This window comes from Alkalibacterium iburiense (genome assembly GCF_039521845.1).
GTDB classification, from domain to species: domain Bacteria; phylum Bacillota; class Bacilli; order Lactobacillales; family Carnobacteriaceae_A; genus Alkalibacterium; species Alkalibacterium iburiense.
The window spans coordinates 41,450-65,814 of record NZ_BAAACW010000094.1 but is presented as its reverse complement, the minus strand read 5'-3'; the positions used below and the strand labels follow the sequence as shown (position 1 = coordinate 65,814).

General features: G+C 40.2%; 24 protein-coding genes. 15 read left to right on the top strand and 9 right to left on the bottom strand.

The features are described from left to right. Nucleotides 1-242: 242 nt before the first annotated feature. The 4 genes from gntK (at nt 243) to ABDZ53_RS07955 (ending at nt 6,235) form a co-directional block, all read left to right on the top strand. Nucleotides 243-1,775 (top strand): gluconokinase, encoded by a 1,533-nt coding sequence (gene gntK, locus ABDZ53_RS07970; protein WP_343755327.1) that lies wholly within the window; start codon nt 243-245, stop codon nt 1,773-1,775. A gap of 174 nt (nt 1,776-1,949) precedes the next feature. Further along, a complete protein-coding gene (locus tag ABDZ53_RS07965) occupies nt 1,950-3,407 on the top strand; it encodes an ABC transporter substrate-binding protein/permease (RefSeq protein ID WP_343755325.1) in 1,458 nt (485 codons plus the stop codon). Continuing rightward, the gene (locus tag ABDZ53_RS07960; protein ID WP_343755323.1) at nt 3,400-4,125 is read left to right on the top strand and encodes an amino acid ABC transporter ATP-binding protein; all 726 of its coding nucleotides are present in this window, start codon (nt 3,400-3,402) and stop codon (nt 4,123-4,125) included. The genes ABDZ53_RS07965 and ABDZ53_RS07960 overlap by 8 nt, the downstream gene beginning before the upstream one ends. A 460-nt stretch (nt 4,126-4,585) precedes the next feature. Next, on the top strand, nt 4,586-6,235 hold the full coding sequence (locus ABDZ53_RS07955) for a peptidoglycan DD-metalloendopeptidase family protein (RefSeq protein ID WP_343755321.1): 1,650 nt from the start codon (nt 4,586-4,588) through the stop codon (nt 6,233-6,235). A 187-nt stretch (nt 6,236-6,422) separates the two neighbouring features. Here the strand turns inward: ABDZ53_RS07955 and ABDZ53_RS07950 are convergent, their stop codons facing one another. Both ABDZ53_RS07950 and ABDZ53_RS07945 read right to left on the bottom strand, forming a co-directional pair. Then, entirely contained in the window at nt 6,423-6,890 is a 468-nt protein-coding gene (locus ABDZ53_RS07950) for a threonine/serine exporter family protein (protein ID WP_343755320.1), read from the bottom strand. A gap of 20 nt (nt 6,891-6,910) precedes the next feature. Beyond that, the gene (locus tag ABDZ53_RS07945) at nt 6,911-7,669 is read right to left on the bottom strand and encodes a threonine/serine exporter family protein (protein ID WP_343755318.1); all 759 of its coding nucleotides are present in this window, start codon (nt 7,667-7,669) and stop codon (nt 6,911-6,913) included. A gap of 204 nt (nt 7,670-7,873) precedes the next feature. Here ABDZ53_RS07945 and recQ point away from each other — a divergent pair, with 204 nt between their 5' ends. Both recQ and dsdA read left to right on the top strand, forming a co-directional pair. After that, on the top strand, nt 7,874-9,652 hold the full coding sequence (recQ, locus tag ABDZ53_RS07940; RefSeq protein WP_343755316.1) for a DNA helicase RecQ: 1,779 nt from the start codon (nt 7,874-7,876) through the stop codon (nt 9,650-9,652). Between the two features lie 99 nt (nt 9,653-9,751). Then, nucleotides 9,752-11,086, top strand: a complete 1,335-nt coding sequence (dsdA, locus tag ABDZ53_RS07935) for a D-serine ammonia-lyase (RefSeq protein ID WP_343755314.1) — start codon at nt 9,752-9,754, stop codon at nt 11,084-11,086. Between the two features lie 84 nt (nt 11,087-11,170). Here the strand turns inward: dsdA and ABDZ53_RS07930 are convergent, their stop codons facing one another. Next, a complete protein-coding gene (locus tag ABDZ53_RS07930; protein WP_343755312.1) occupies nt 11,171-11,446 on the bottom strand; it encodes a hypothetical protein in 276 nt (91 codons plus the stop codon). A 140-nt stretch (nt 11,447-11,586) separates the two neighbouring features. On the opposite strand from ABDZ53_RS07930, the gene ABDZ53_RS07925 reads away from it, so the two are divergent. The 3 genes from ABDZ53_RS07925 (at nt 11,587) to ABDZ53_RS07915 (ending at nt 13,370) form a co-directional block, all read left to right on the top strand. After that, on the top strand, nt 11,587-12,483 hold the full coding sequence (locus tag ABDZ53_RS07925) for a helix-turn-helix domain-containing protein (protein ID WP_343755310.1): 897 nt from the start codon (nt 11,587-11,589) through the stop codon (nt 12,481-12,483). A 154-nt stretch (nt 12,484-12,637) separates the two neighbouring features. Further along, nucleotides 12,638-13,195 (top strand): guanylate kinase, encoded by a 558-nt coding sequence (locus ABDZ53_RS07920; protein WP_343755308.1) that lies wholly within the window; start codon nt 12,638-12,640, stop codon nt 13,193-13,195. A gap of 10 nt (nt 13,196-13,205) precedes the next feature. Beyond that, on the top strand, nt 13,206-13,370 hold the full coding sequence (locus ABDZ53_RS07915) for a hypothetical protein (RefSeq protein WP_343755306.1): 165 nt from the start codon (nt 13,206-13,208) through the stop codon (nt 13,368-13,370). A 35-nt stretch (nt 13,371-13,405) separates the two neighbouring features. Here the strand turns inward: ABDZ53_RS07915 and guaC are convergent, their stop codons facing one another. Then, entirely contained in the window at nt 13,406-14,437 is a 1,032-nt protein-coding gene (gene guaC / locus ABDZ53_RS07910; RefSeq protein WP_343755304.1) for a GMP reductase, read from the bottom strand. A 219-nt stretch (nt 14,438-14,656) separates the two neighbouring features. Between guaC and ABDZ53_RS07905 the strand changes: the two genes are divergently transcribed. Continuing rightward, on the top strand, nt 14,657-15,352 hold the full coding sequence (locus ABDZ53_RS07905) for a phosphatase PAP2 family protein (RefSeq protein ID WP_343755302.1): 696 nt from the start codon (nt 14,657-14,659) through the stop codon (nt 15,350-15,352). A 176-nt stretch (nt 15,353-15,528) separates the two neighbouring features. Here ABDZ53_RS07905 and ABDZ53_RS07900 read toward each other — a convergent pair whose 3' ends face one another. Both ABDZ53_RS07900 and ABDZ53_RS07895 read right to left on the bottom strand, forming a co-directional pair. Then, on the bottom strand, nt 15,529-15,729 hold the full coding sequence (locus ABDZ53_RS07900) for a C4-dicarboxylate ABC transporter (RefSeq protein WP_343755301.1): 201 nt from the start codon (nt 15,727-15,729) through the stop codon (nt 15,529-15,531). Between the two features lie 72 nt (nt 15,730-15,801). Further along, complete coding sequence (locus tag ABDZ53_RS07895) at nt 15,802-16,932, bottom strand: NAD(P)/FAD-dependent oxidoreductase (RefSeq protein ID WP_343755300.1); 1,131 nt, start codon at nt 16,930-16,932, stop codon at nt 15,802-15,804. Nucleotides 16,933-17,439: 507 nt separating this feature from the next. Between ABDZ53_RS07895 and trpX the strand changes: the two genes are divergently transcribed. From trpX to ABDZ53_RS07875, 4 genes are all read left to right on the top strand, one after another. Further along, nucleotides 17,440-18,453 carry a tryptophan ABC transporter substrate-binding protein gene (gene trpX / locus ABDZ53_RS07890; protein ID WP_343755299.1) on the top strand — a complete coding sequence of 338 codons (1,014 nt, stop codon included), beginning with the start codon at nt 17,440-17,442 and terminating at the stop codon, nt 18,451-18,453. Nucleotides 18,454-18,468: 15 nt separating this feature from the next. Further along, nucleotides 18,469-19,350: an ABC transporter permease gene (locus ABDZ53_RS07885; RefSeq protein ID WP_343755298.1), complete on the top strand. Its 882-nt coding sequence runs from the start codon at nt 18,469-18,471 to the stop codon at nt 19,348-19,350. Next, on the top strand, nt 19,347-20,126 hold the full coding sequence (locus ABDZ53_RS07880) for an ABC transporter ATP-binding protein (protein WP_343755297.1): 780 nt from the start codon (nt 19,347-19,349) through the stop codon (nt 20,124-20,126). The genes ABDZ53_RS07885 and ABDZ53_RS07880 overlap by 4 nt, the downstream gene beginning before the upstream one ends. A gap of 79 nt (nt 20,127-20,205) precedes the next feature. Beyond that, nucleotides 20,206-21,291: a M42 family metallopeptidase gene (locus tag ABDZ53_RS07875; protein WP_343755295.1), complete on the top strand. Its 1,086-nt coding sequence runs from the start codon at nt 20,206-20,208 to the stop codon at nt 21,289-21,291. Nucleotides 21,292-21,370: 79 nt separating this feature from the next. Here the strand turns inward: ABDZ53_RS07875 and ABDZ53_RS07870 are convergent, their stop codons facing one another. Genes ABDZ53_RS07870 through ABDZ53_RS07860 form a run of 3 tightly spaced genes read right to left on the bottom strand, consistent with a single transcriptional unit; the run spans nt 21,371 to nt 23,715 of the window. Continuing rightward, nucleotides 21,371-22,267: a MetQ/NlpA family ABC transporter substrate-binding protein gene (locus ABDZ53_RS07870; RefSeq protein ID WP_343755293.1), complete on the bottom strand. Its 897-nt coding sequence runs from the start codon at nt 22,265-22,267 to the stop codon at nt 21,371-21,373. A gap of 18 nt (nt 22,268-22,285) precedes the next feature. Continuing rightward, nucleotides 22,286-22,984, bottom strand: coding sequence for a methionine ABC transporter permease (locus ABDZ53_RS07865; protein ID WP_343755291.1), 699 nt, complete (start codon nt 22,982-22,984; stop codon nt 22,286-22,288). Further along, nucleotides 22,981-23,715: a methionine ABC transporter ATP-binding protein gene (locus ABDZ53_RS07860; RefSeq protein WP_343755289.1), complete on the bottom strand. Its 735-nt coding sequence runs from the start codon at nt 23,713-23,715 to the stop codon at nt 22,981-22,983. The genes ABDZ53_RS07865 and ABDZ53_RS07860 overlap by 4 nt, the downstream gene beginning before the upstream one ends. Nucleotides 23,716-24,136: 421 nt before the next feature. Here ABDZ53_RS07860 and ABDZ53_RS07855 point away from each other — a divergent pair, with 421 nt between their 5' ends. Then, nucleotides 24,137-24,361: a DUF1858 domain-containing protein gene (locus ABDZ53_RS07855; RefSeq protein WP_343755287.1), complete on the top strand. Its 225-nt coding sequence runs from the start codon at nt 24,137-24,139 to the stop codon at nt 24,359-24,361. Nucleotides 24,362-24,365: the final 4 nt, after the last annotated feature.

The window sequence follows — 24,365 nt, the reverse complement described above, 5'->3', positions numbered from 1 at the left end:
TGTATACTTTTGAGCATTTCAAGTTGATTAAGTGCTTAAAATTATGGGGTTTTGACACCATAATCATACTATACCACAAAAAAGGTGCGGCTCCCACTGTTTTTAAAGAGGTATAAAAAAAGAGATGAACAAGAATACTCCCGAGTGTTTTCTTTCGACAGGCGTCTTGTAGGAAACGGTGTGTACGTTTGCTTTTTTTAATGTAGAATAGAGGAGAGTCTAGCATTAGGAAGGTGAATCAGATGAGCCGGTATTCTATCGGAATCGATATTGGAACAACAAGTACAAAAGCAGTTATATTTACAGATGAGGGACAAGTGGTCGCTCATCATGCCATTGAGTATCCCCTGCATAGTCCGGAACCGAGAATAGCTGAACAAAATCCAGACGAGCTGGTATCTGCTGTTCATTTGTCTATTAAAACAGCGATAGAAAAATCAGATATTCAAAAAGAAGACATTAAGGTCCTTTCATTTGGATCAGCCATGCATAGTTTGATTGCAGTGGATGAAAAGGGGAATCCGTTAACTGCCTCCATCACATGGGCTGATCAACGCAGTGAAGACTATGCGAAGCGATTGAGAGAAAATAACGGGCAGTCTATTTACGAAAAGACCGGGACACCCATTCATCCCATGTCTCCTCTAACTAAAATAATGTGGCTAAAAGAAGAGAAACCTGAAATCTTTCATCGAACCCGTCACTTCATTGGCATTAAAGAGTATGTCTTCCATCGTCTGTTTAATGAGTATGTTGTTGATTACTCGGTGGCTTCTGCTACAGGCTTATTTAATATTCATACCTTACAGTGGGATGAAGAAGCACTGGAGACAGCCGGTATTCGTGAGGAACATTTGTCACGCATTGTTCCGACGACAGAGGTGTTTAAGGAATTGAGTGAAGAGAAAGCTCAAGAGCTGGGGGTCCTACCTCATACACCTGTCGTGATAGGCGCAAATGATGGGTGTCTGGCCAATCTGGGAGTGAACGCTATAGACGAGGGCGTTGTCGCTTTAACCATTGGCACTAGCGGAGCGATTCGAACGGTCACCGACAAACCGGTAACCGATCCTAAAGGGCGTACTTTCTGTTATGCCTTAACCGAAAACCATTGGGTTATCGGAGGTCCAGTCAATAATGGCGGAATGATTTTAAAGTGGTTGAGAGATGAGTTATGTCAGGAGGAAGTCTTAAAAGCAAAAGAGTCTGGAGAAAATGCTTATGATATGATTACTGAGAAAGCAGTCAAAATTAAAGCAGGATCAGAAGGCCTCCTTTTTCATCCTTATCTGGCTGGAGAGCGGGCACCCTCGTGGAATGCAAATGCGAGAGGATCGTTTTATGGCTTAGCCCTTCACCATAAGAGAGACCATATGATGAGAGCCGTACTGGAAGGCATCAATATGAATTTATACATGGTATTCCTGGCATTAGAAGAACTGATTGGTATCCCAGATAAAATACATGCCACAGGTGGCTTTGCCCAGTCCCATAATTGGAGGCAGATGCTGTCAGACATATTCAATCAAGAAGTTCATGTGCCTCAAACGGTTGAAAGCTCTTGTTTAGGAGCTGCCGTATTAGGAAGATATGCTATTGGGGATATAGAGGCTTTATCTGACATAAAAGGAATGGTACAGACTGAAAAAATCACTAAGCCAAGTGCGGAGAATGTTGAGATATACAAAAAACTCCTCCCCATTTATATTCGATTAAGCCGCTTATTCGAAGAAGAATATGAAGCGATAACAGCATTCCAAGCCAAATATCATTAAGATAAACCCATTCATGTTACGATGAATGGGTTTTTTGGTGCATTGCATTATACATAAAAGATACATATTATGACATTTAATGTTATAAAAACATCTTTTTTAATGTTTATATTGCATAAATATCTATATGGTGGTATGATTCTTATCAATCAAAGAGTTAAAGGGGATTGGGACATGAAAAAAGGAATAAAAGGGGTACTGTTACTCGTATTATTAAGCGTCATTTTATTTAAGCCAACTCAACAGGTATCAGCTGAGGAAGATACAGCTCTACAAAGAGTACAAGAAGCTGGAGTGCTGAGAGTAGCGACTAGTGCGGATTTTCCGCCGTTTGAATTTTATGCGACGATTGATGGGGAACGACAAATCGTGGGCATGGATATATTCATAGCTGAAAAAATAGCCGAGGACTTAGGTGTAGAATTAGATGTTCAAGATTTAGGTTTTGACAGTTTGCTTCCTGCATTAGAAGCTCATAATGTCGATATCGTTATTGCGGGGATGACGCCCACACCAGAACGACGAAAGAGTGTGGATTTTTCAGATATTTATTACCGAACATTTCAAAATATTATGATTCGAGCAGAAGACCAGGTTGAGTTGAATTCTCTTGAATCTTTAAGTGGTAAAAGAATCGGTGTGCAATCCGGTTCATTACAAGAGGAATTAGCCAATCAAATTGACAATCCGGATTTGATGACCCTCACTGATTTGAATGATTTGCTTTTAGCACTGAAAACCGACCGTCTGGATGCGGTCATTATGCAAGGACCAAACGCTGAAGCTCATGCCTCTCAAGACGATTCCTTATATACGTATGATGGGGGATTTGAGTTGGATGACGAAGACAGAGGGTCCGCGATTGCCTTTAGACCGGGGGATGATTCCCTTGTAGAAGCTGTAAATGAAAGTCTAGCTGAAATAGAAGAACAGAATTTAACAGAGGATTATTTAGCTCAAGCCGGAGAGTATATGCTGGCAGAAGATTCAGATGAAGGGTTTCTGTCTAGTTACTGGGAGTACTTTTTAGATGGGACTCTGACGACTCTATTCATATCTGCTTTATCTGTTTTCTTTGGGATGATATTGGGCACAGTCTTATCCTTTATGCGCTTATCGTCTAATATTGTTTTGAAAGCTTTGGGATCTGCTTATGTTGAATTTGTACGAGGCACTCCGATGATGATACAAGTCATGTTCATTTATTTTGCTTCCGGACTGGTCTTCAATTTACCAGCCTTGACCTCCGGTATTATTGCCGTTTCTCTAAACTCTGGAGCCTATATCTGTGAGATTATCCGAAGCGGGTTAAATAGTGTGGACAAAGGACAAACAGAAGCGGCTAGAAGTCTGGGGATGAGCAAAGGCCATGCGATGCGCTATATTATTTTCCCACAAGCGTTGAAAAATATATGGCCAGCTTTAGGAAATGAATTCATCACAATCATAAAAGAATCATCCATTGTTTCTGTTATTGGTGTAGGAGAATTGATTTTCCATACACGAGTCGTTCGTTCAATTTCTTTCCAAGGTATTCTGCCATTAGTGGTAACCATGCTGATCTATTTTGTTTTAACTTTTAGCTTAACGAAAATCCTGAACTACTATGAAGGGAGAATGAACCATGATTAAGGTGAACCATTTAAAGAAATCATTTAAGAAAAATGAGGTTCTAAAAGATATCAATGAAGAAGTGAAAAAAGGGGAAGTCGTTGTCGTGATAGGACCGTCTGGTTCTGGAAAATCCACTTTCTTACGCTGCTTAAATTTATTAGAGCAGCCTTCTGATGGAGAAATTGTATTTGACGGGACAGTCTTAACTAATCTAAAAGAAACCGAACTGAATCATTTGCGTCAAAAAATGGGAATGGTCTTTCAACAATTTAACTTATTCCCGCATATGACGGCTAAAGAAAACGTCATGATTTCTCCCCTTAAATCCTTGGGACTAAGTGAACTAGAAGCGGAAGCAAATGCGTTTCGTTTATTAGAACAAGTGGGATTAGGAGATAAAGTGGATGCGTATCCGTCCAGTTTGTCAGGTGGTCAGCAGCAGCGTGTCGCTATCGCCAGAGCTTTAGCTATGAACCCTGATGTCATGCTTTTTGATGAACCGACCTCTGCTTTGGACCCGGAAATGGTAGGAGAAGTATTGAAAGTCATGAAAGATCTGGCCAACACGGGAATGACGATGGTCGTCGTCACACATGAAATGGGCTTTGCGAAAGAAGTAGCCGACCGCGTTTTGTTTATGGATGACGGCTATATTGTAGAAGAGAGTACGCCTGAGGAAATTTTCACTCAGCCCAAACACCCAAGAACGCAGGACTTTTTAGCGAAAGTATTATAGTAAAAAATAAACCTGATTTATATAGAAACTTAAATTTAGGTTCCCTTATAACTAATGAATGATATGTTCACTAGTTATAGGGGGCTTTTTTGTATGTCCTTTAAAGTACAAAAGAGAGGTATGTCCTGAGTTACGTCTAAACTGTACTAACTGGATACACAGATTAATTATCAACTAGGATAATATTAACTCTGTTATTTGAAGAGTCTACAAAACCTATGATTTACCTAGAGGGAATTTATCAAGATAAGCTAAAAAGTTTAATTTGTGATAATCTAGTCTTAATTTTGACGGAAAATTGAATAAAAACCACTTGTAATATAACTGTAACCTCAAAAAGGTTTATTAAATTCGATATAATGATAAGATTAGTTTAGTTATCAGATTAACGCATAACAATTTAAAACAAAAATTAAAACTATAAATATTTAATCGTGGGCTAGAGAATTTGGAGGAAGAAATGAAAAAGAAGTGGATTATAGGAATTGTATCTTCAATCATGTTGGCTAATACAATCCCTTTAACACAAGGTATTGTGCATGCTGAAGAGACTTTAGAAGAATTAACTAAAGAAAAAGAAGAAATTGAAAATCGCTCATCAGATTTAGATTCAGTCATTGTTGAGACTGAGCAGGAAATGTCTGTACTAGAAGCAGAGAGGCAAGAATTAGAAAGACGCATTCAAGACATTCAAATTTCAATAGAAGAGTTAATGGTTGATTTAGTCGAACAAAGCAATCGTTTGGAATTGACCTATCAAGAAATTGAACAATTAAATGAAGAAATTGATCACTTAAATGTATTGATTGAGCAGCGTAATGAAAAATTAATGACTCAAGCGCGTGCGACCCAAACCCAATGGAACGCTACGAATATCATACATATGATATTATCGTCCGATAGTATCACGGATTTAATTAGTCGTGTAGGTATCATCAGTCAGTTAGTATCAGCTAACCGTTCTGTTGTGGAAGACCAGATTCGTGATCAGCAGGCTGTTATTCAAGCAGAAGCACAAGTACAGGTTGAACGAGAAGAAGTTGAAAATCTCTTAACTCAAATGCAAGCAACACGTGATGAACTAACGAATCAGCAAAACCAGTTAGACAATGAAATCATGTATGTGGCAGAGCGTTACCAAATGTCTGCAGAAGAAAAAGAGACCTTTGTGAATGAACAGTTTGCCTTAGCTCAACAGTCTATGCAATTATCTTCAGAGATTGAAGCTGAGGAAGAACGTATAGCAGAAGAAGCCCGTTTAGCGGAAGAAGCTCGCTTGGCAGAAGAGGCTCGTCTAGCAGAAGAAGAACGTCTGGCAGAAGAAGCTCGTTTAGCTGAAATAGCCCGTCAAGAAGAACTAGCAAGAGCGGCTGAAGAAGAAGCAGCTAAAAAAGCAGAAGAAGAGCGCCAGTTAGCGATGGAAACCAGTCGTCGTAAAGAAAATGAAGAACGCGCTCAAGCCGAAGCTGCTGCAGCAGAAGAAGAGGCTGCTCGTGCTGAAGCTGAACAAAGAAGAGAAGAGTCAAGAAGAGCAGAAGCAAGAAGACAAGCAGAAGAACAAGCGCGTCGTGAGAGAGAAGCAGAGAAACGCGCCCGTGAAGAAAGAAGAAAAGAAGAAGAGCGGAAGAAAGAAGAAGAGCAATCTTCAGGTGGAAGTGGCTCTGGAAATGGAAGTGGGTCAACCCCTCCTCCAGCTTCTAACCCAAGTCCAGCACCATCTAATCCGGGTCTCATGCATAGACCAGCTACTGGTAGAGTCACTTCACGTTTTGGTATGAGACGTCACCCTATAAGTGGTGTGTACAGAATGCATAACGGAATTGATATCGTCGGTGGTGGAGCTATTTCAGCTGCTGATAGTGGCACGGTTACCACGGTTTCTTATAACAGTGGCTGGGGTTACTATGTCCGAATTGACCACGGAAACGGCTTTGAAACGTTGTATGCCCACTTGCAGCCGAATATTGTTGTGAGTAGAGGACAAAGAGTGTCTCGTGGACAAACTATCGGAACAATGGGAACAACTGGAACATCAACAGGCGTGCACTTACACTTAGAATTACGTAAGAATGGTCGCTTAGTAGATCCAGCTCCATACTTCGGTTTATAAACACACTAAATAAAACGCTGATCAGTGAACGATCAGCGTTTTTTGTTGTGTTGAAGAGGATAGTGATTAGCCTTTTAAAAGTCTTTTACTTCATATAAGGGGTTGAAAAGCTGACAAAAAAAAGTGCACCCCCTTCAGCATAAAGGAAGTGCAATCACATAATTTTTGTATTTCGAAGACCTTTATATCATGGCAAATAACGTTTATCTCTTGTTCCTAATGAACGAGAAGAAAAGGCTTGAATAATCCCACTGTTGACGGATAGACCTAGGGCAATAGCACCTGAAATAAGAAAGGTATCTGTCGCATAGGTTAGTCCTAAATCAATGTTTCCTTCGACAAAGGCACGCATCATGTTATAGGCTGATCCTCCAGGAACCATTGGAATAATCCCTGGAATCGCAAATACAATGACGGGCATTCTGAATCGTCTCGCGAACCACTGACTGAAAAAAGCCACGATAAAAGCAGCCACACTAGACCCGAAGAAAAGATGGGTATCTAATTGGACGGATAAAAAATAATACACTATCCATCCGGCGGCGCCGGCAAAACCAGAAGCCATTAATGTTCGAGTAGGTACATTATAAAGGACACCAAACCCAAAGGCCGTTAAGAAAGCGGCGATAAAAAAAGATAAGTATTCAATTAACATAGTGTGCTCCTTTCAAGCTTTTAAAGAAAAGCAATCACCATTGCAATGCCGATCCCTATTGCTCCTGCGGTTATCAGTGCTTTTCCGACAACGGCGACACCCGAAACTAAATGGCCAGCCATCAAATCTCTGAAACTATTTGTAATCGCCATACCTGGGACGAGGGACATGACACTACCGATAATAATCGTGTCGATATTTTGCCCAAATCCTAGGGAAACAAAGAAAACGACCATTAGCCCGATAAAGAAAGAAGCGACCATTTCTGCAAAAAAGCTGACATTCGTTACTTTATCGACTATTTCGAAAACATAATGCCCGAGTGTGCCGGCAAAAAAGGCAGGAAGGAAATCTCCATACGTCCCTCCAAATAAATAAGAAAAACCCGCACAAGCTAACCCAATGGCAATGTTTCTTTGGAAGCGTGAGAAATTCAAGGGTGTCTGGTCTATTTTTTGTAATTTCTGAATGACTCTATCTGGTGACAGAGGTTTGAGAGCCAGCTGTCTAGATAAATCATTGACCATAGAGACTTTTTCTAAGTTCGTTAATCTGTCGTTCATACGAAGCAATTCTGTATGGTCTTGATCGTCATCTCCTTGAACCGTTAATATGAGGGCAGTCGGAATGACAAACACATTAATATATTTCAAGTTATAACTTTTAGCTATTCGGTAGAGTGTGTCTTCCACACGGTAAGTTTCTGCGCCGTTTTCTAGCATGACTCTACCGGCTTCAACAATAGCATCGAGTATTTTTGCTACTGGGTACAGCTGCATCCAATTTCCTCCTCATACATCACTAAATGATTTCAACAGTCCTAGTATAACGATTTTTATAGTGCAATGCGAATAGAAAACGATTTATTCTATATGACAAATATGTGAAGGAAAAAGAGTCTGTTTGAAGCTGTTTCTTAGAAGAGAATATGTGCTAAAATAGAACAGGTTACAGTTAAAAGGGATCTGTTTAGGAGGATCAGTTTGAGTGAATTGTTAACAACATTAAAAAATTATTATGGCTATGATACGTTTCGTCCAGGACAGATGGAATTGATTGAAGAAATTCTCAGTGGAAGAGATGTAGTAGGAGTCATGCCAACTGGGGGCGGGAAATCTCTGTGCTATCAAATCCCTGCCATTCAATTGGACGGTGTGACTTTAGTTATCTCCCCATTAATATCATTAATGAAAGATCAGGTCGATACATTAGTTACGATGGGTGTACGAGCTGATTCATTAACGAGTCAAATGAGTCTGGATGAACAAAATGACACGCTTCGAAAAGCGGTACGTGGAGAGTTGGATTTGCTGTATGTCTCTCCAGAAAGGCTTGAAAATGACTATTTCTTATCACATGTCAAGCGAATGACGATCGATTTAATAGCAGTAGATGAAGCGCACTGTATTTCTCAATGGGGACACGATTTTAGACTGAGTTATCAGAATATTCCGAAAATTAGAGAAATCTGCCAGAATAATCCACCCTTTGCGGCCTTTACAGCTACAGCCACACCAGAAGTGAGAGTGGACATGGTCAAAAAACTGCAGTTAACCGATCCTTATCAGTATACGGCTAGTTTCGACCGTCCGAATCTGTCATTTTCAGTGGTATACCCGAAAAAGAAACAGCAGCAGCTTCTTTCGATACTTAAGGATAAGGAAACGAGTATTATCTACTGTAATACGCGAAAAAACGTTGAACGGGTCCATACTTTTCTGAAGAAAAAAGGATACCCAGTAGGCTATTACCATGCAGGGTTAGACCCTGTCGAAAGAAATCAGCAGCAGGAAGATTTCTTATATGATAAGACATCGATTATCGTAGCGACCAATGCGTTTGGGATGGGAATAGACAAGTCTAACGTCAGACGCGTGATTCACTATAATATGCCCTTAGATATGGAAAGTTATTATCAAGAAGCCGGACGGGCAGGCAGAGATGGCGCTCCAGCTGAGGCCCTTCTGTTTTATTCCAGTCAAGATATCATTACGAATAACTTACTCATTGAACAAGGGAATCATCCGCATGCAAAGAAGAACTTAAATACGATGATTACATACTGTAAGACGGGTCAGTGTTTGAGAAAAACCATCTTAAAGTATTTTGATGAAGACGTACCTTGGACGAACTGTGAGAATTGTTCAAACTGTAACGGAGAAACGGAAACGGTCGATGTGACAGAAGAATGCCAGAAAATCTTATCCTGTATTTTTAGAATGAATCAATCCTATGGGATGGGACTGATTGTCGATGTATTAAGAGGAAAAGAAATAGCCCGCATTCAAAACTTGGGTTTTCATAAACTGTCGACTTACGGCATTATGTCTGAGTATTCAGAAAAGGAAATTAAAGACATCATCGCTTTGATGGTCAGTGAGAATTACTTGCGCGTCGGGGGCGATCAGTATCCTATTATTCAATTTACATCTAAAACACCCGAATTGTTACACGCCAAAACACGCTTATCGCTTATACAAAAAAGCGAAAAAGAACCGATCAAACCGCTGAAAGAAACTAGCGATTACGATACCGTGTTGTTTGAAAAATTAAGAACACTGAGAAGAACCATTGCAGAAGACATAGGGAAGCCGCCATTTGTCGTCTTTACTGATAAAAGCCTGATTGATATGGCTTCGTCTTTTCCAGTGACGTCACAAGAATTCTTATCTGTCCATGGTGTAGGAGAAGCTAAACTGAAAAAATATGGCGAACCGTTTATTGAAGTGATTCAAGCATATGCAGAACACTCTTCATCATGAGAAGATTCTTTGAATTCTTTTTTCAAAAAGGTAAATGTGCTACAATAATGAAGCTGAAATAGCGCTTGCTATTTAATCATTTTAGAAAGGGAGTTGAACATGTCAACTTTAAATAATCAATCTATACTTGAAAAAATTAAAAAAAACGAAGAAGTGTTTTGGGTCAACCCTCATATGTTACCCGTAGAAGAAGCGACTTCTCATACCCAGTATTCTATCAAGGACGTCGAAGATGCGGAAGCCCGCTTACAGCGATTCGCCTCATTTATACGGGTAGCCTTCCCAGAAACGGAAGAGACAGAAGGCATCATTGAATCTCCGCTCACTGAAATAAAAGAGATGAAGAAGTACTTAGATGACTTGCAGGGTAACTCGCTTAAAGGTCAGTTGTGGTTAAAAAGAGATGACCAGCTGCCTATATCCGGTACCATCAAGGCAAGAGGAGCCATTTATGAGGTATTGAAGCACGCAGAAACCTTGGCTTTAGAACACGGTCTATTGGAAAGCATTGAAGAAGACTATGCTGTCTTTGCTACTGATGAATTCAAGACATTCTTTTCAGAGTACAATATAACTGTCGGAACGACTGGGAATCTTGGTATCAGTGTCGGAGCAATGGGAAGAATGCTTGGTTTTGATGTGACTGTTCATATGTCTGTTGAAGCTAAACAATGGAAAAAAGACTACCTTAGAAACAAAGGGGTAGACGTCATTGAACATGATACGGACTTCACTAAAGCTGTTGAAAACGGACGAGCAGAATCTGATGCTAACCCGAAAAGTTATTTTGTGGATGATGAACATTCGATTGAATTGTTTTTAGGCTACACGGTTGGTGGCTACCGTATGAAGAAACAATTGCAAGAGGAAGGGATAGTAGTGGATGACGAGCATCCCTTGTTTATGTATCTTCCATGTGGTATCGGGGGATCTCCTGGTGGAATTACTTTTGGTTTAAAACAAGCGTTTGGCGAGAATGTTCATTGTTTCTTTGTTGAACCGACAAAGATGCCGAGTATGTTAGTCGGATTGACTACTGAAAAATTTGATGAAGTCAGTGTCTTTGATTATAATTTAGGAGGACTGACTGTCGCAGATGGTTTAGCCGTTCCGCGTACGTCTGGGCTGGTATCCAGACTGATGAAAAATCTATTTAGTGGGGGATATTCTCTGAAAGATGAATGGTTTAAAGGTCTGTTACACGGTTTATATGAACAAGAATCTATCTTTCTTGAACCAGCTGCCGTTGGTGGAATGATTGGTCCTTACAGATTAATGGAATCAACAGAAGGTCAGTCTTATCTCAAAGAAAAAGGATTAGAGGATAAATGGGACCAAGCGACACATATTGCCTGGGCAACAGGTGGATCGATGGTGCCAGACCATGATAAAGACGATTTCCTAAAAGAGGCAAAAGAATACGACTTAAAATAAACAAGAGCAAAAAAGAGCAGAAAAAATCTGCTCTTTTTGTATTTAGATGCGCGTATAATTTAAAATGTGGTATTCTTATATTACCTACATATTAAAATTTAGTTCGATGGATCGGAGCACATTTTCCTCTTCATTGACTCTTTCTATAAAGTGGATAGATTGGATATTCCACTCCGCTAAATCAGAAAAACTGTGATTGTTTTTGCGTAATACGGTATCTAAAGGACAGTCTAACTCACCGTCTGCATTTTGAATGATATCTCTTTCATCTATATCTAACAAGATATCACCGTCTCGTCCTTTTAGAACATACTGATAGGCTACGTTGGTAATATATTGAGTATTATCTATTCTAATCACTCCTTAGCCGCTACTACGTAACAAAGCAGTCAACTGAATCTACTTAGTACGTTTAACTTGTTTTTACCTTACCACTCATCATATGCCATCTAACTAAATGTTCATATAATAACCAGAGAAATACAGGAGGAGGTCACAAAATGGACACAGATAATCTTCTTTTTGGTAAAGTATTAAAAGAAATTAGAGAGAATAAACAATACACACAGCAGGAAATTTCCAATCACACCATGTCTCGGTCAAATTATAGTAAGATGGAAAAAGATGTGGTGAATCCCAACGTAGAAAAATATTTTTCTATTTTAAATTACTTAGATATGAACCATGATGAATTTGCCTTTATTTTAAACGGGTATAAACTGGATAAGAAAGATACCATTATTCATCTATTTAAAACGATGGAACAAATCCCTACTTTTGACTACTTAGAAACACTCATCACTTTATCTAAGGAGTTTCTATCTGAACAAGAAGATCACTTGATTAGTGATATTTATTATAGCTGTTGTAGCTGGTATGCGTTACTCAAAGATCATGATGTTAAAAAAGCCCGTATCTATGCAGAGAAAATATGGAACAGATTGAAAGAACTGGATAAGTTTTACCTTTCAGAATACTTTTTACTGAATCGTATTCTTTTTTATTTCGAATTAGAAACGACTGTATCGTTGGTAGATAAGGCTATAGAAGAGCTTGAGAAATATGCTCCTCTGTATGAAGCTGGACAGCTGCTTTCTCAATTAATCATCAATCTATCTGCTGTATTGATAACCCATAAAGAGTATGAAAAGGCTTTATCCTATACCGGAAAACTTCTTCAAGATAGAAAGGAAAAGCTCGATGTCTTAACTTTAGGCTCTGTTTATGTGTATCAAGCGGTTTGCATGGAGCGTTTAAACAATCCAACAGAGGCCCAGAAATGTTATGACTCTGCTAGCCAACTCTTTCAAACCATAAATCGGATAGACTTAATTGATGAGATAAATAAAGCGCCTTATGCCTTGTTTAATCCCTTTATTCAAGTTGAGATACACTAGTATAACTCTTGAAAGTTATTTGTTATGATGGTAGTAATAAAATAAATCGATAAAACACCTGTTAGTCAATTAAAATAGTAAGGAACAATCAGACAGACAAACAGTATTTACTTTCACAGGTTTTCGATACAGAAGGAGAAGGTGTGGGGTCAGAATGAATAAGAAGTGCATTATTGTGTTGGTTGGACCCAGTGGAAGCGGGAAAACAACAGTAGGGTATGCCTTGTCGGAGAAAGGCATACCTAAGCTGGTTACAACGACAACGAGAAAACCGCGTGAAGGGGAACGAGATGGTGTAGATTACTATTTCAGAGAACCCGACGAGTTGAATCCAGATGATTTTATTGAACAGACTGTCTATAATCAGCGCATTTACGGATTAACTAAAAATGAAGTAAAGCATGCGCTGGAAAAATACGATAAGGTTCATGTGTCCTTGGATAAAAATGGGGCAAAGGCAATGAAACAAGCGTATCCGGAAGAAACACTCATTATCTTTATGTATGTTCCGTTAAGTGAGATGGTCAAACGCATGACAGAGCGGGGAGACAGTGAGCAGAAAATTTCAGAGCGTATTGATTTCAGCCAGGAAACCAATGAACTCAAGCCGATTGAAGAAGCGGATCTGATCATTGAGAATAGATCGATTGAGGAAACGGTAGACACTATTCTGTACTTTTTAAAACAGAGAGCATCGGCACCTACTGAATGAGGTGGAAACTATGGAAATAGAACCTAAAACCATTGTCTGGTATCCTTTCTTTACATTTGTCACCTATGTGTTACTCTCTCTCATTTTTGAATGGCCCATTTGGAGTCTGTTCATCGCTTTAGGGATTGTATTTCTTTATTATATTGTCATTATCATTATTGAACTAAATAAATAGGCCCTATTACGAGGTGTAATAGAGGCCTATGTTTTTTAATTTGTAAAGTTGCTTGAGGCAAAGCTGTCTGGAATATCAATGCCGCTTGCGTTGTAGTTTTCACCATTCATAATAGAATTTTTAACAATGACGTAATCCACTTTTCTTAAAGCTTCCACATCATTTCCACCGGCATATGAAATGGATGACTGCAAGTCCTGTTTCATTTCTAATAAAGTATCTGCGATGTCCCCTTTGTATTCGAGTAACATCTTCTTGCCTTCGACGTTTCTGCGCTCTCCTTTTTGGTGAGCTGAGGCACTACCGAAATACTCTTTATATGGACGTCCGTTTATTTCGACCATCTTGCCAGGTGACTGATCGTGACCAGCAAATAAAGAACCAATCATAACCATGGTGGCTCCAAAGCGAATGGATTTAGCAATATCACCATGCGTACGGATTCCACCGTCCGCAATAAGAGGCTTACGTGCAGCTTTTGAACAATGAGATAGGGCAGCTAATTGCCATCCGCCTGTACCAAAACCTGTTTTTAATTTAGTTGTACATACTTTACCTGGTCCGATTCCCACTTTTGTGGCATCCGCTCCAGCATTTTCAAGTTCACGAACTGCTTCTGGGGTTCCTACATTTCCTGCAATTAAGAAAGTATCTGGCCAGTGAGCTTTCACGTGTTTAATCATATTGATGACAGAATCTGAGTGACCGTGTGCCACGTCAATAGTGGTGTATTCTGGAATCAGATTTTCAGAAGCCAGCTCTTCAACAAAGCTGTATTCGTCTTCTTTAATACCCAAACTGATAGAAGCATACAGCTGTTTTTCTTGCATGTCTCTTATGAAATCTTTACGTTTATGCTCTTCAAAACGGTGCATAACATAAAAATAATCATTTTCAGCTAACCAAGCGGCCAGGGTTTCATCAACGACTGTCTGCATATTGGCAGGAACGACGGGTAAGACGAAACGACGTCCACCTAATTCAACACTCGTGTCACATTCCGAACGACTGCCCACAATGGATTTAGCAGGAATCAACTGAATATCTTCGTAATCAAAAACTTTCATTTCATGCTCCTCTTTTACTGTCCTTAAGACATATTCGGGGGAGTTTTCATTGGTATTCAAAATATTGTTTCCCTTACCTACTTTACCGAAATAAAGAGTGGATGTCAAAGCGAGAAAGACTCTTTAGAGAGAGAAAGGACAAATTGTAAAAAAAGTGTTGATAATTAGTTGGAAAAGAGAGAGAATATAACATAACTGAGACGTTTAAAGGAGAGTATCATGGATACAGTGAAAGAGTTTATAGTAAAAAAATTAGGAACGCCGAAACGCTTGTTTATATTAGGTCTGCTTATGTCCCTGCCGTTTTTATTTTTGGTGTGGATGAGTTTTAGGGACTGGGGGTTCATCGGAACACTTGATGAGGTTATTGGAAATGAATTCTATGAAGAAAGACACCCTGTTTTAAATGTTTTTTTCATTGTCATCACACGAATGGGTGACACATGGTTTGTGGCCCTTCTGACGGCTTTTATATTCTTCTTTTTAACTTTTTATGTGAAGAATGTCAAACTAGGCTTATGGTATGCCCTAACAGTGGCGCTGGGAGCCGGTGTGATTAATCAGCTGTTTAAATTTATATTTCAAAGACCTAGACCAAGCAATATTGAGCACCTCGTAGTTCAGCACGGCTACTCGTTTCCTAGTGGCCACGCGATGGGATCGGTTATCACATATGGGGCCTTGTTGTTCATTATAATCCGAACCTATTCGACATGGAAAGTGCCTCTGATATCCGCACTGGTCCTGGTTCCCTTAATAGCATTAATAGGGATAAGCCGGATTTACGTAGGTGTACACTACCCGTCAGATGTTATTGGTGGGTTTTCAATGGGATTGGCTGTCTTGTCCTTTAGTTTAGGTATTTACAGTCTATTTTTAACGGAGAAAGAAATTAAAGAAGGCGAGAAAACATAGGGTGCTATCACTCTATGTTTTTTATTTCTTTCCGCTCGTTTTATCCCCCTCCGATTAAAAAATAATGACGTTAAAGGCGATAAACCCATTTTAATCGCCCTTCAGATTAAAAAGAAAGACGTGAAGAGAGATAAAAAAAATGACCTATCCGAAGATAAGTCATTTAGTCGATATAATTAGATGATACCTATAATCATAGCGATGGCACCAAAGGCGATTGCTGTCCAGTTTAATCCTTTTTCAGAAGTTGCTACCACACCTATGACTCCTAATATCATAGCGATTAGACCTAATGGAATATTCCAAATGAAGAATCCGATTAAAGCCAATGCCATAGCTAGCCATCCTATAATCTTACCCATGTTATCTGAATTCAATTTATACACTCCTCAAAATAGTTACTCAATCACTTAAAATTATAACGCACTTTTATAACAGCTACAATCATCTTATTTTTTCTGTACATACTGCTCTATTGGATAATCATGTAAAGGCAAGTCGGCCTCTTGATTTAACACCAACTGAGCCAGGCATTTGCCTACAATTGGTCCGGCTGTCAATCCTGTTGAGCCTAGACCACTTGCCGTGAATAAACGGTCAGCTCCGGGGACTTGTCCGAAAAACGGGGCATAATCCGAGGTGTAAGCTCGCGTACCGGAACGGTAGGCGTAAATAGAAGCTTCATCAAAATGGGTTGAAAAAGTTTGTGAAGCCTTATGAATCATTTCCTTTAATATCACTTCGTCAAAAGTTAAATCATACCCAGCTTCATCCTCATGCGTAGCGCCAATCATCACATGGCCATTGTCAAAGGGAATGATATCCTCTTCCCCTTGAGGCATAATGACTGGCCAGTCAGCGGTGTCTGTGTTCTCTAATTTTACCTCAACGAGTTGCCCTTTTTGAGGCCGAATGTCAACTTCATAATCTAAAGGCTCTAACAAATCAGGAAGCCAGGCGGAGACAGCCAGAATAACAGAATCGAACCGTTCTTCTCCTTTAGAAGAGTGGATAATATAGTCTTTTCCATCTTGAGAAAGGGTGACACGTTCTGGAACAAAAGATGCCCCATTTATGGCAGCCTTATTCAATAAAAGGTCTACCAACTTTCCGCCATCAACTCGCGCACCGCCTTCAGCCCACAATGCTTTTTCTTCTTTTGTGTAGATAGGTATTTTTTCTTTAATCTCTTTGGGACTTAATACAGTCAACTCCCCCATTTCTGGAGCATCCTCACGTCTTTTTTCACCGATTTCTTGTAATTCATATAGATGTTTTTCTTTTTTCTTGAACAGCAAGGTTCCAACTTTTTTATAGATAGACGGAGGAATAGGCTGATCATTCATGACCTCTTTTAAAAAGTTCGGATAAAAAGCGGCTCCTTCTTTGACCATGCGATACCATTTTTTATTTCGCCTTCTAGAAAGCCATGGACTAATAATACCGGCAGCGGCAGACGTGCCTTGTCCGGTGCTTTCATCATAAACGGTTAAATCAATTTCTTTTTCTTTGCTTAAAAAGTAAGCTGCAGATGCTCCAACAACTCCTGCTCCTATAATAGCGACTTTTTGTTTTCTCATAAAAACACCTTTCCTTCTATTGGTTTAGTTTATCATGTTTGAGAGGGGATGCGCTATTTAAATAAAAAAAGTCTTGACAACGGATGAATAGATGCGTAAGATGAGAATCACATTAGAAAAAAGGAGAGAATCATCGTGATTAACGGATCGGTTTCAGTCAAACAATTGAATAATACTTGGCAAAGCTGGCACAGACCGTTGTAGATATGAACGAGTGATTCTTCATAGATACAACGTTTAGAGCAATCTAAATTTGTATCTATGCTGGCTCAATTTGACGTACTTTTGTATTTTACGCCACATAGATGACATAACATCTGTGTGGTTTTTGCATATCTAAGGCAATTTCCGCAGAAGGGTATTTTTATATCCGTGGAAATTGCTTTTTTTTATTTTCAAAAGGAAAACAAGAGTCAGTATGAGAGAGGATGATGCAGATGGAATCTGATTGGCACTGGAATGGGAAAAAGAGGAACATATACTTTATAAAAGAGAGGATAAATAAAAATGAAAAACAAACGAATGATTATGGTGTTAGGGATTTTAGTGGTGATATTAGGGGGAGCTTTTATTTTTTCAGAGACTGAAGCCGATTCAGATAGCCAGTCGCCAAATACAGGTGAGGCGTTTAAAATAGGGATTTTGCAGACGACGAGCCATCCCGCTCTGGATGACATCACAGCTGGTACGATTGAGGGTTTAAAAGAAAATGGGTACAGTGAAGGGGAAAATGCGACAGTCAACTTCCAGAATGGCCAAGGCGATCAGAATTTGATGAATACCATGGCTCAAACGTTGGTAGATGAAGGGGCTGATTTATTGGTGGGGATTGGCACACCCGCAAGTCAGGCTTTAGCGAATGCAACGAGTGACATTCCGATTATTCTGGCGGCTGTTTCTGATCCTGTAGGAGCGGGTCTGGTTGAATCAGAAGAAGCACCCGGTGGCAATGTCACAGGTGTAAAAGATCAGTCCCCCGTTAAAGCCCAGTTGGAATTAATGATGGAGCTCTTGCCTGAAACAAAAGACATTGCTTTATTTTATAGTTCTGGAGAGGACAACGCACGAGCGGAAGGTGAACGGGCTGAACAAGCGGCTAAAGAATTAGGTTTAACGACGGTTACTTATACGGCTTCTGGAACGAATGAAATTCAACAGCTAGTAGCTAAGATGGCTCAGGAGGTGGACGCTATCTACATGCCAACGGACAACACGATTGCGAGTGCCTTTGATACGGTGGTTTCAGAAGCGACCCGTTATGAAACACCTCTTATTCCGACAGTCGACACAATGGTGGCTCAAGGAGGACTGGCAACTGTAGGGATTAATCAAAAGCAGCTAGGGTTTGAATCCGGACGGATGGGCGCTGAAGTATTGGATGGACGAGAGATTAGTACGTTTCCTGTTTTCGTATTAAACGAGGGAGAAGCGCTTGTTAATCTGGAACAAGCTGAGCGATTGGGTCTCACTCTTCCTGAAGCGGCAGTAGAGGAAGCGACTGTCGTCCAGCCGGGTGAATAGAAAAGGAGAGAAAGAATGATAATATCAGCGATTGCTCAAGGTCTGTTGTGGGCCGTTTTAGGACTAGGTATTTTTACCACCTACCGCATACTGAACTTTCCAGACTTAACAGCTGAAGGCTCTTTTCCATTAGGAGCGGCTGTCGGGGTCACCGCTATTGTTTCTGGCGTTCACCCCCTCATTGCTTCTGCCTTGGCCTTTCTAGCTGGAATGGGAGCCGGCTTAGTGACGGGACTGTTGTATACAAAAGGAAGAGTTCCCGTCATTTTATCGGGTATTTTGGTCATGAGTGGGTTACACTCAGTCATGCTTTATATTATGGGACGGCCGAACGTTAGCTTGCTTCAGTCTCCACGGATTTACGATGCCTTTAGCGAGCTGCCCAATTATTTTGATGTGGTTATAGTGGGGACAGTGGTCTTGCTTATAGGAATGAGTCTTTTACTGTTCTTTTTTTACACCCAATTGGGACAAGCCTATATTGCAACAGGGGACAATGAGAAGATGGCTCGGTCTTTAGGCATAAATACAGATAATATGAAAGTGCTGGGCCTTGTTTTTTCCAATGGTATTATTGCCTTAGGTGGCGCTTTGGTCGCTCAAAACAATGGCTATGCAGATGTCAACGGAGGGAGTGGCATTATTGTTATCGGACTGGCTTCCATCATCATAGGAGAAGTCATTTTTAAAGAAGTCACCCTAGGTGAGCGACTAGTAACAGTCGTTATAGGAAGTATATTGTACCAGTTTTTACTTTTAGGTGTGATTCAACTCGGATTAGACACGACCTATATAAGGTTGTTCAGTTCAGCCATTTTAGCCATTTGTTTAATGCTGCCGCAGTTTAGAAAATCTGTCAGATTACACGTACAGATGAGCAAGGAGGGAAATCAATGACGACTATTCTTGAAATGGAACAGGTATCTAAACGGGTCTCTACTCAAGGAGAAACAGAACGGGTGCTTTTAAACGCTATCCATTTGTCTGTTAAAAAAGGCGATTTTGTCACCGTGTTGGGTGGAAATGGGGCAGGGAAGTCCACTCTGTTCAACAGTATTGCCGGCTCAACCTCTCTATCACAGGGCCGAGTGAGTATAAACGGCCAGAACATCACAAAGTGGGAAGAAGAAAAAAGAGCGAAGTATGTATCTCGTGTGTTTCAGGATCCTAAAATGGGAACGGCACCGCGAATGACGGTAGGAGAAAACTTGCTTTTAGCGTTAAAACGGGGAGAAAAACGCACCCTTCTTCCTAGAAGTATGAAAACTCACAAGCCCTCTTTTGCTGAACTGTGCAAGCAAGCCGGGAATGGGTTAGAGAATCATCTGGATACACCGACAGAGTTTTTATCAGGAGGACAAAGGCAGTCGCTCAGTTTATTAATGGCGACGCTGAAAGACCCATCGCTTCTTTTACTGGATGAACACACGGCAGCGTTAGATCCGCAGACCTCTAAACGTCTGATGCAGCTGACCGATGAAGTTATTAGGGAAAGGGAATTAACGTGTCTTATGATTACTCATCGAATGGAAGATGCGCTCGACTATGGGAATCGGTTGATTGTGCTTGAAGAAGGCAGTATAAAATATGACCTCAATGAATCGGATAAATCTAAGCTGTCAGTTGAAGATTTACTTCACTTATTTGAAAGAGAAGAAACAGTTTACGCTTAAAATAGGACTCCCATCTTTTCTTTCTTATCCAGAACTGCTATGGTTTAATTACTAGACAAGTGAAAAGGAGATTCTGAGAATGAAATATATCACACTGATTGAAGCCTTAACGAATGCGAAAGGCGCACCTGGTTTTGAAGATGAGGTTATTGACGTTCTGAAAGAGTATAAAGGGAGTTATACTTTACAGAAGGATAATTTAAAAAATGCGTATTTAAATTTAGATCAAAAGAACTTTGAGTTGCCGACTGTCATGATTGATTCTCACTTGGATGAAGTGGCCCTCATGGTGAGAGCCATTGACGATAATGGGTTACTGGCGATTCAGACACTCGGGGGATGGGTCCCTTCTACTATTTCAGCCCAGCAGTTTTTAGTTAGAAACAGAGAGGGAGAGTATCTCAAAGGAATCTGCATCACAAAGCCCATTCATTTTATGACCCAGGAAGAACGTCAGAAAAATATAGAAATAAAAGACTTGAAAATTGATATTGGTGCTACTTCTCGTGAGGAAGTGATTCAAGTCTTTAATATTGAAGTCGGTCAGCCAATTGTTCCGTCAACACAATTTTCTTATAACGAGAAAAATGGGGTCATGCTGGCTAAAGCCTTTGACAACCGAATCGGTGCGGCTGTCGCTTTGGCCGTGATGAAAGAGCTGGAAGAGGAGCTAGAGAGTTTGCCGTTTCATTTGGTTGCTGACTTTGCTGCTCAAGAAGAAGTTGGCTTACGTGGAGCAACAGTAGCAGCTAAAAGAATCCAGCCTGACTTGGCCATTGTTTTAGAAGGAACACCGAGCGATGATTTCACTGGTCCTCTCTCGACGCTTCAGGCCCAATTAGGTAAAGGGCCACAAATCAGACACCGAGACAGCAGCTATATTGCAAATGAAGACCTCATTGCCTTGTTTTCCCAAGTAGCAGAAAAAGAAAGCATACCGGTCCAACATGCCGTCAGAGAAGGTGGAGGGACAAACGCAGGAGCGATTCATTTATCTAACTTAGGGGTACCTGTAGCAACGATTGGTGTACCGAGTCGCTACGTGCATACCAATGCTTCCTTCTGTTCTTATCATGACTTTGAACACACAGTCCAGCTTTTAGTCAGCTTTTTAAGAGGATTGAAAGAAGAAGACTTTAAGAGATTTGAATTGACTAAGCTGTAATGTAGTAGACCTCTTAAATACAAAAAAGACCATTTCCACTGCAGAGCAGAATAGGAAATGGTCTTTTAGTTAAAAGGAATTATTCACCCGGTTCAAACATTTGTTTCAAGTGTCCTTGATCAGCAAAATCTTGTAAGAAATCATAAACTTCCTGGCTGGTCATCGCGTCGACAAGAGCCTGGATTTCTTCAGAATCCTGGTTGTCTTCACGAGCAATGAGGGTTTGGGCAAAGATATTGTCTTCGTCTTCTTCTAAAAAGACAGCATCTTCAGTCGTTAAACCAACATTAGCGATATAAGTCGGGTAATGGAAAACAAGTTCCACACCGTCTTCATAAGCGGCATTCAAGTTCAGCAAATCAATTGATGTGAACGTGAAGTCATAAGGGTTTTCGACCACATCATCAATCGTTACTTCAAAGACATTGACTTCAGGATCCAAAGTAATCAAATCAACGGCCTGCATAGCTGCCAAGGCACGGGCTTCATTTGAAGGGTCACTTGGAATAGCGACTTCTGCTCCCTCTTCAATGTCATCGATGGAGTCGTAAACCGGTGAATAGAATCCTACTAAGGCATTATAGATAGGCTGGACATTCACTAGGTTTCCATCGCGTTCTTCGTTGAACATTTGCATAAAAGGTTCGTGCTGAGCAAAGTTCGCATCCACTTCTTCATTCAATAATGCTTCGTTATACTGAATATTGTCTGAGACTTCGACTAATTCGACTGAATACCCTTCAGCAATCACTTCATCCGCAATTACTACCACGTCAGTCATTGGAGGCAAGTGAGAAGCCACTCGAATAACGGTGTCTTCGGAATCATCCGTTTCCTCTTCAGCTGTATCATTTGTTTCATCCACTACTTCTTCTGAAGCATCATCTGCTGTGTCTTCAACCGGATTGTCTTCCGTCGTCCCACAAGCCGCTAACAATAAAACCGTACTTCCTAATAATAAACTCTTCTTTAACATAATAAATCTCCTCATACTTTATCTTTTATCTATTTTTCTGGCTAAACGCAAGCCCAGCCATTGGAATAGCTCCACTAATATAATAATAATCACTATCGCGGTATACATAATATCCGTTTCATATCGCTGATAACCGTACCGTATCGCAAAATCACCGATACCTCCACCGCCGACGACCCCCATAATGGTCGAATACGACACAAAACTAATCACAGCCGTCGTAAAGCCAATGACCAAGCTGCTTCTTGCTTCCACATACATGAATTTCCAAACCAACTGGAAAGTGGTCGCTCCCATCGCTTGAGCCCCTTCAATGATTCCTTGAGGCACATCCATCAGAGACTGTTCCACAAAGCGGGAATATAAAGCAATAGCAATGACCACCATCGGGAAAGAGGCCGCAATCGGATCTCCCGTTGCCCGTCCGTAAAATTCCCGAATCAGAGGCTGCATAGCAACCACCAATAGTAAGAATGGAAAAGAGCGAATAATATTGACTACGGCGTTAAGGATGCGATTCAGCACCTTATTTTCATTCGGCCGTCCATCTGCACTTAAAAAAAGAAGGGTTCCGACAGGGAGTCCGATAAGAATGGCAGCGATCATTGCAAAGAATAGCATAATCCCTGTTTCCCATAAACTTTCAGCCAGTCTAGGCCAGTAGTCAATCACACGCTCGATATAAACAGGTAAAAACTTATTCACCCTTTCCATCATGAGGTCAACACCTCAGCAGCCCGTTTGTGGTAAGGGATAGTTTCCTTTAATTTCTGAGAGGACTTAACAGAAACAATGTCCACTATTTCACCCTTTTCCATAATAGCGCTGCGGTTACACAAGGCTTTAACAACGGGTAGTTCGTGAGTGACTACTATAATGGTCATGTCAAATTCCTGATGCGCTCTTTTTAAAACCTCCACAATGCCTTCTGTCGTATTCCCATCCAAAGCAGAGGTTGGTTCATCACACAGCAAAATTTTCGGCCGGGTAATAAGAGCCCGAGCGATACCTACTCGCTGTTTTTGTCCTCCGCTAAGCTGAGAAGGGTAGCTTTTCTTTTTATCCTCTAAACCAACAAAACTCAAGACCTCATCCACGGACAAAGGATTCTCATACGAGTGCAAGCTAAGAGGTAAGCGTACATTATCTTCTACCGTTTTATTACTGAGCAAGTTAAATTGCTGAAAGATCATTCCTATTTCTTTTCGGTGAGCACGCAGATGAGATTTATTTAAAGAGTTAACAAGAGTATCGCCAACTTTTACGTCTCCTTCATCGGGACGTTCTAAAGCATTGATTAATCGCAACAAAGTAGATTTCCCTGCTCCACTTTCCCCAATCACCCCAAAGGCTTCTCCATCTTCAATCTTTAAATGAATATCTTTCAAAGCATGGACCGGTCCACCTTTACTCTGAAACGTCTTCTTAATATGACTTAATTCAATCATTGTGCTCCTCCTTTCCCATCAGAAATAAATTTAAACGCCTAACGCATACTTATTATAAAAACCCATTTGGATAAGAGCAACAAGTAAACGGTTTCTAAATGTAAGGAGAGAAAAAGCCTGGAGTTTAAAACTATCCTTTTAAATACCAGAAAGCCTATTAAGACAATCATTGGACGTGTTTTATGAAAGCTAGTAATAAGGCAGTATAAATACAATAATGTTTATATCTTAATTGAGCTCTTTTCAATTGTTAAAAAATATTCAAAGGTTTAATTTGTAGTTATTGTTATTAAATCAACGTTTATCCTAATGTTTTCCTAAAACGAAAGAGACACATTTATATGATTGTTGAAAAGAGAACAAGTGTCATTTATGATAGAGGAGTATAAAAACTTAAGTGAAGAAAATAAGGAGCGCGACAATGAAACAAATCGACATGAATAAAACAGTGTTTCAATTGATTCAAGAAAATCCGGAACTAAAAGGGATACTTGTCAACCTTGGTTTTACTCCCTTGGAAGATAATAAGATGTTGAATACAGTTGGACGTATGATGCCCCTTAATAAAGGAGCAAAACAAGTAGGAATCAGTCCAGAGAGATTAGTAGACGCGCTGCATCAAGAAGGATTTGAAGTGAAGGAGTGAAGGG